Source organism: Microseira wollei NIES-4236, from assembly GCF_020521235.1.
Lineage (GTDB): Bacteria > Cyanobacteriota > Cyanobacteriia > Cyanobacteriales > Aerosakkonemataceae > Microseira > Microseira wollei.
Window position 1 is genome coordinate 1 of record NZ_BLAY01000334.1, and the last position, 5,218, is coordinate 5,218.

The 5,218-nt window shown below is 46.4% G+C and carries 5 protein-coding genes, 1 tRNA gene and 1 pseudogene; 3 read left to right on the forward strand and 4 right to left on the reverse strand.

What is annotated here, in order from left to right:
• Nucleotides 1–428, forward strand: a 428-nt coding sequence (locus MiSe_RS47540; RefSeq protein ID WP_226594170.1) for a hypothetical protein, incomplete at its 5' end; no start/stop codon positions are given.
• Here MiSe_RS47540 and MiSe_RS47545 read toward each other — a convergent pair.
• From MiSe_RS47545 to MiSe_RS47560, 4 genes are all read right to left on the reverse strand, one after another.
• Nucleotides 425–1,141, reverse strand: coding sequence for a manganese catalase family protein (locus MiSe_RS47545; protein ID WP_226594173.1), 717 nt, complete (start codon nt 1,139–1,141; stop codon nt 425–427). The genes MiSe_RS47540 and MiSe_RS47545 overlap by 4 nt on opposite strands.
• A gap of 229 nt (nt 1,142–1,370) precedes the next feature.
• Nucleotides 1,371–1,925, reverse strand: coding sequence for a DNA starvation/stress protection protein DpsA (dpsA, locus tag MiSe_RS47550; protein ID WP_226594176.1), 555 nt, complete (start codon nt 1,923–1,925; stop codon nt 1,371–1,373).
• Nucleotides 1,926–2,163: 238 nt separating this feature from the next.
• Nucleotides 2,164–3,576 carry a serine/threonine-protein kinase gene (locus MiSe_RS47555; RefSeq protein ID WP_226594179.1) on the reverse strand — a complete coding sequence of 471 codons (1,413 nt, stop codon included), beginning with the start codon at nt 3,574–3,576 and terminating at the stop codon, nt 2,164–2,166.
• 785 nt (nt 3,577–4,361) lie between these two features.
• A complete protein-coding gene (locus tag MiSe_RS47560; protein WP_226594182.1) occupies nt 4,362–4,736 on the reverse strand; it encodes a DUF4359 domain-containing protein in 375 nt (124 codons plus the stop codon).
• A 118-nt stretch (nt 4,737–4,854) separates the two neighbouring features.
• Here MiSe_RS47560 and MiSe_RS47565 point away from each other — a divergent pair.
• Nucleotides 4,855–4,927, forward strand: a tRNA-His gene (locus MiSe_RS47565).
• A gap of 131 nt (nt 4,928–5,058) precedes the next feature.
• A pseudogene (locus MiSe_RS54515) lies at nt 5,059–5,218 on the forward strand (site-specific recombinase); the annotation flags it as partial.

The following is a 5,218-nucleotide window of genomic DNA, read 5'->3' on the forward strand; positions in this document are numbered from 1 at the left end:
GGGGATTGCCAGGGGTAGGGGCACGGCATCCGCCAGTTTTGTGGCAGTTATCCAAGATTTTCGCCTGCCGTGCCCTTTATAGGGGATTGCCAGGGGTAGGGGGACGGCATCCGCCAGTTTTGTGGCAGTTATCCAAGATTTTCGCCTGCCGTGCCCTTTATAGGGGATTGCCAGGGGTAGGGGCACGGCATCCGCCAGTTTTGTGGCAGTTATCCAAGATTTTCGCCTGCCGTGCCCTTTATAGGGGATTGCCAGGGGTAGGGGGACGGCATCCGCCAGTTTTGTGGCATTTATCCAAGATTTTCGCCTGCCGTGCCCTTTATAGGGGATTGCCAGGGGTAGGGGGACGGCATCCGCCAGTTTTGTGGCAGTTATCCAAGATTTTCGCCTGCCGTGCCCCTACAATGCCAACGTCAGATGATTGCTAACGTTCTGCTAAAGGTTGAGCAATATATTTGAAAGTCGGTTCCTCATTCCAAGGCCCGCGTTCGTCCTTACCAGAGGTAGTAGGTGAAATTTCTTCCTCTTTACCACCTTGAGACAAATTAAAGTAAAGATCGACGGTTTGATCTGGCTGAATATTGCCAAAGAAGGGGTCGGTGAGCTTACCCAATGACTCCAGACCTTTCATAAACATGTGGGTATGGGAAATTTCCCGGGTTAGGAGAAACACAAGCGCATCTTTGGTGCCTTTATCGGGAGCCATTTTAATCAACTCTTCATAAGTTTGACGCGCTCCGGCTTCAGCGGCAACATTGGCGCGCAAATCGCGCACTACATCGCCGCCTTCGTTGATGTAAGCTGCCGTCCAAGCGACGCCCTGACTATCTAAAAAATGCGGCCCCATACCGCGAACGGCAAACAAAGTACTCCTAAAAGCGTCGGTTTGATCGACGTTTTTGGTGTGTTGTTCGATTAGTCTGCCAACTACTTCTAAATGGCTAAACTCTTCGATAGCGATATCTTGGAGCATGTCCCGAATCCCAGCATTTTCGCAATGAAAAGACTGCACCCAATATTGTAATGCTGCGGTTAATTCCCCCGTCGCTCCACCAAACTGTTCTAGCAGAAGTTGAGCAAAACGCGGGTGAGGTTCGACGATATCTACCGAATGCATTAATTGTTTTTTGTGAAACAACATAAATGAATAACCTCGTGCCTTAAAACTGAAAAAGCTACCCCATGGGATAACTTGTGTCAACCTTTACCTACATTGGTAGCTTATCGCAGGCTTTCAAGTTAATCTTGGCTCTGGAGATAGAGTTAGTCGTTGCAGTATCTCTATCTTAAGAGAGGCAGGAGGTAATAACTGATAAACCCGGTTTTTTCACAAAACCGGGTTTCTTAAAGAGTGTCAAATGTTGACTTGTTTAGTTGCTAGAAGCTTGGACAAAGCCGAGGGTTAGACTATCGTGAGCGAGGAAGTGAGCGAGGTGAAATGCTCTATCTTCGGTTTCCATCAGTATTTTTTCATACAGATAGCGAGTTGCGCGATCGCCTAAACTTTCTGCTTGTGCTGCTTGGCGACGAATCAGCTGAATCATCGCTTGTTCGGCTTGCAAGTCGTGCTGTACCATGTCCCGACAAGAATAAACCCCATCAGATTCTGGTGTAAAGCAACACAATTCGGCAAGTTTGGTAAAGCTAGCTGCGGGGACGCCGCCTAACCCGTTCATCCGTTCGCCAATTTCGTGAACGTGTCCTTGTACTTCTTCGTAGCTTTCTTCAAAAAACTTGTGCAGCGAGTAAAACTCAGCCCCTTCCACCACAAAGTGATGCTTCTGATATTGCAGGTAAAGCGCCTGAAAACTAGCCAGTGCGATATTGAAACCTTCGCAGACAGGTGTAGTTACCGAGTGGTCGAATAAAACCGGATTGTCATACACCCTGTCAATCGAGCGTAGTATACCCTGAGTTTGCGACATGGTTTTTTCCCTTGTTATTAGAAGTTCCCGGCTCAATTTCTTTAACTTTATCACTCTTTATATTGGCGTCAATATCCAGTCGGCTGCTTCATAGGATTTATTTTCAATAATTAACATTCGGTTAAGCAAGCCCTGCGCTTAGCTATAACGTAATGGCATTGGCAACAGCTAAGCGGGTGAGTAAATTGCAATCAATTCACAATAAGAAAATAGGAAAATTTTTCTACAGGTGCTGTCGTCAAAGGATTTGACAGGTTTCCAGCAAGGCTGACAGCGTCGCCGCGTGACGCGACAATTGAGTACCATTGGCCCAACTCCAGGAAGGCAAGTGTCCTATTGGGGCAGAATCGCGAAATTGCAAGTAAGAACGGAATTGTTTGTAGGGTAGCCAACCGATGCTAGCGCAGAACTTGCCAAAGTCTTGTTCGACGCTATCGTAGATTTGCTTTTGCACGGTGAAGCCAAAGCGCCCTTGGCTGTACTTTACCCAGAGTTGATTAATTGTTTGCAAATCAACGCCTGGAAATTTATCGATCTCGCTCGATTGAATATAACTGCGGGGTGATTTTTCCAGGGCTTCGCACATCCGCGCCCAAGTTTCTTGGTCTGCTTGTTGCCATTTACCAGCAGCGAGTAGACGCTGTAAGTTCGTATAATCGACTCCCACTGCGGAATTCAAAACATCCCCCTGGGGTTTAGCAGCATATCGCCGCCAGAGGTTGGCTATCGGGTTAGTTTCCTTGGGTGGTGGTAATGGTTTCTTCGGTGCGGGTTGTGGCGTTAGTGCTTGCAAGACTTCATCGGCAGATTTGTAACGCAAGTTGAGGGGATGTTGCAGTAATTTATCTAGGATACGGGCTAAGCGATCGCTCACCGTCGTACCGCTAAGCAAAAAATCGCGCCAAACCCAACGATGATTGGAAAAATCAAACAACTCAAACGCAGACACCCCAGTCAGCAAGTGAATGCAAGTCACTCCCAGACTGTAGAGATCGCTAGCAGGTAAAGCTTTCCCCTTTTCTTGTTCGGGGGACGTATATCCGGGAGTTCCTACAGCTGTCCCGGTGTGAAATAAAGCCGAGTCAGTAATCTGTTTAGCAACGCCAAAATCGATCAGAACGATTTTGCCATCCTGACTGCGCCGCATAATATTGCTCGGTTTAATATCCCGGTGAAGTACCTTGCGATCGTGGATAAATTTGAGGACGGGCAATACACCTTGCAGCAGTTCCAAAATCTGAGTTTCGTTGAAATTCCCTTTGTGCAATTCTCGTTCTAGAGTCTGCCCCTGAATAAATTCTTGTACCAAATAAAGTTGCTTTTGCTGTTCAAAGTGAGCCAGCAGCGTCGGAATTTGAGGATGCTGCCCCAACTCATCCAAACGCTGCGCTTCTTGGTGGAATAATTGAGTGGCTTTTTTTAAAGCTAAACTGCCTTGAGTTTGAAGATAAAGTTGCTTAATAACACAGCGGGGTTTAGAAGGAATTTGTTCGTCCACACCCAGAAAAGTTCTGCCAAATCCCCCCCGACCAATCGGTTGAATCGGACGATATCGGTCTAGTAGCAATAATCTAGCACCACAACTGTGGCAAAATTTAGCGTTATCCGGGTTTTGGGGATTGAGACATCCAGGGGTAACGCAGTAGTTCATAGCCAGGTGTAAAAGCAGACTCTACCTACCCAATGTATCCCCAACCTAGCGAGTTGTAAAGTAAGTTTTGGTGTCTGCAATTATGCGAGAAGGGAGAGGTGTTAAGTATGTGAATATAAATAAACTCACCACAATGGCGGGCGGGACGCCTACCCCACAAGAGATTGAAGGTTTTGTGGGGTGGGCTAATCGCCCGCCATAGGTAGGGATAGCTATTTTCACTTTATTTACCTGCACCTACTTAGTATCTCTCAGATTTTTTTTTAACTCTGCCTTTTTTAGACTTGGTTTGGACTTATGCCAAGAAACCGGGTTTCTCTGAAAAATCGTTTATGTAAATCAGAGTTCTAGGCAGAAACCCGGTTTCTTGGTTTCTCTGAGAAACCCGGTTTCTAGGAACGCCCTTGCCTAAGTAATATTGATTTTTGAAGTAGCTTTCCCTCGACCTTCATCAGCTAGATCGTTTGAGAGAGCCGTCTGCGTACAATTCTAGCGGGATCAATTCAAGTTTACCCTTGACCAATACTTTGGAGTAAACGATTTTAACCAATGGGGATTGGTTCTGGTTATAACGACTAGCCATATAAACCTCCGCGAACCTACAAACCTGGAAAATTATTGAAATTTTTGATTTGTTTTGTCTGACTCTTGACAAGATAAGACTGATATGTTAAAAGTAAATCAATCTAAAGCTGGAAAAATAGCTGGAGCAAGGCTCTTTCGCGAGAAATAGAAAAGCAGGAAGTAACTCTGACCAAAAGAAGAGAAGTTTTCCAAACCAAAACCTAATACTGCTTTTGAGCTTGGTAGGTATAGAATTTGTGAAAAACTGCCACAGTTTCAAACTGGTAAGCAGGCAGGAAAGGGCCGATAGAAAGTTCTGTGCGATAAATACTAAAGAAAATAAAATTAAGTTGGTCGGTATTCTCGGCGATCATTTTTTGTAGTTGAGGACCCCCAACATCGACCAGGGATGTGCAGTAACTTGGCAGAACCGCGCCCAAATCTTTAGGGGCTTGGGTGCAGACATTATCTTTGAGGTAGCCCGTCAACTGAGCGATCGCATACTCCTCGTACTGGGGCTGACTGGGGTTAGCGATCGCCATCGCCGCCCCGACAACAGCCAGAAGCCCGCTGAGAGCGGATTTGATCGATTTCAACTTGTGCATGGGATTTGAGACTGCCCCCGACGGATGCCTGCATTCCAGATTAGCTGATATTATCGATTACCCCCTAGATCAATTTCCGATCCTTGTGCTATATTAGGTAATCGCAATGGCGAGCGTAGCCAAGTGGTTAAGGCAGTGGATTGTGGTTCCACCATTCGTGGGTTCGAGTCCCATCGTTCGCCCTTCTTTTTATATATCCCCAACCCCCACGGCTCAAGCCTTTCGGTACAATAATCCTATCTTTTTCGCTACTCTATAGGGCTTTAACCAAGCCCTAATAACCCGAAAAATTTAGGGAAGATTTAGGGAAGCTGTGACACCACAAAATCGACTGGCGGAAGTTAATGCCGAACTCAAAGCGGCAAATATCGGCGTGCAGGTGCGCCAAAGAGGAAATCGCCTATGCTTAAGGGCAACACTACCGCCCCAGCCTGGGAGTGAAGACAAAAAGCCGCATCAACAGCATATAGCGC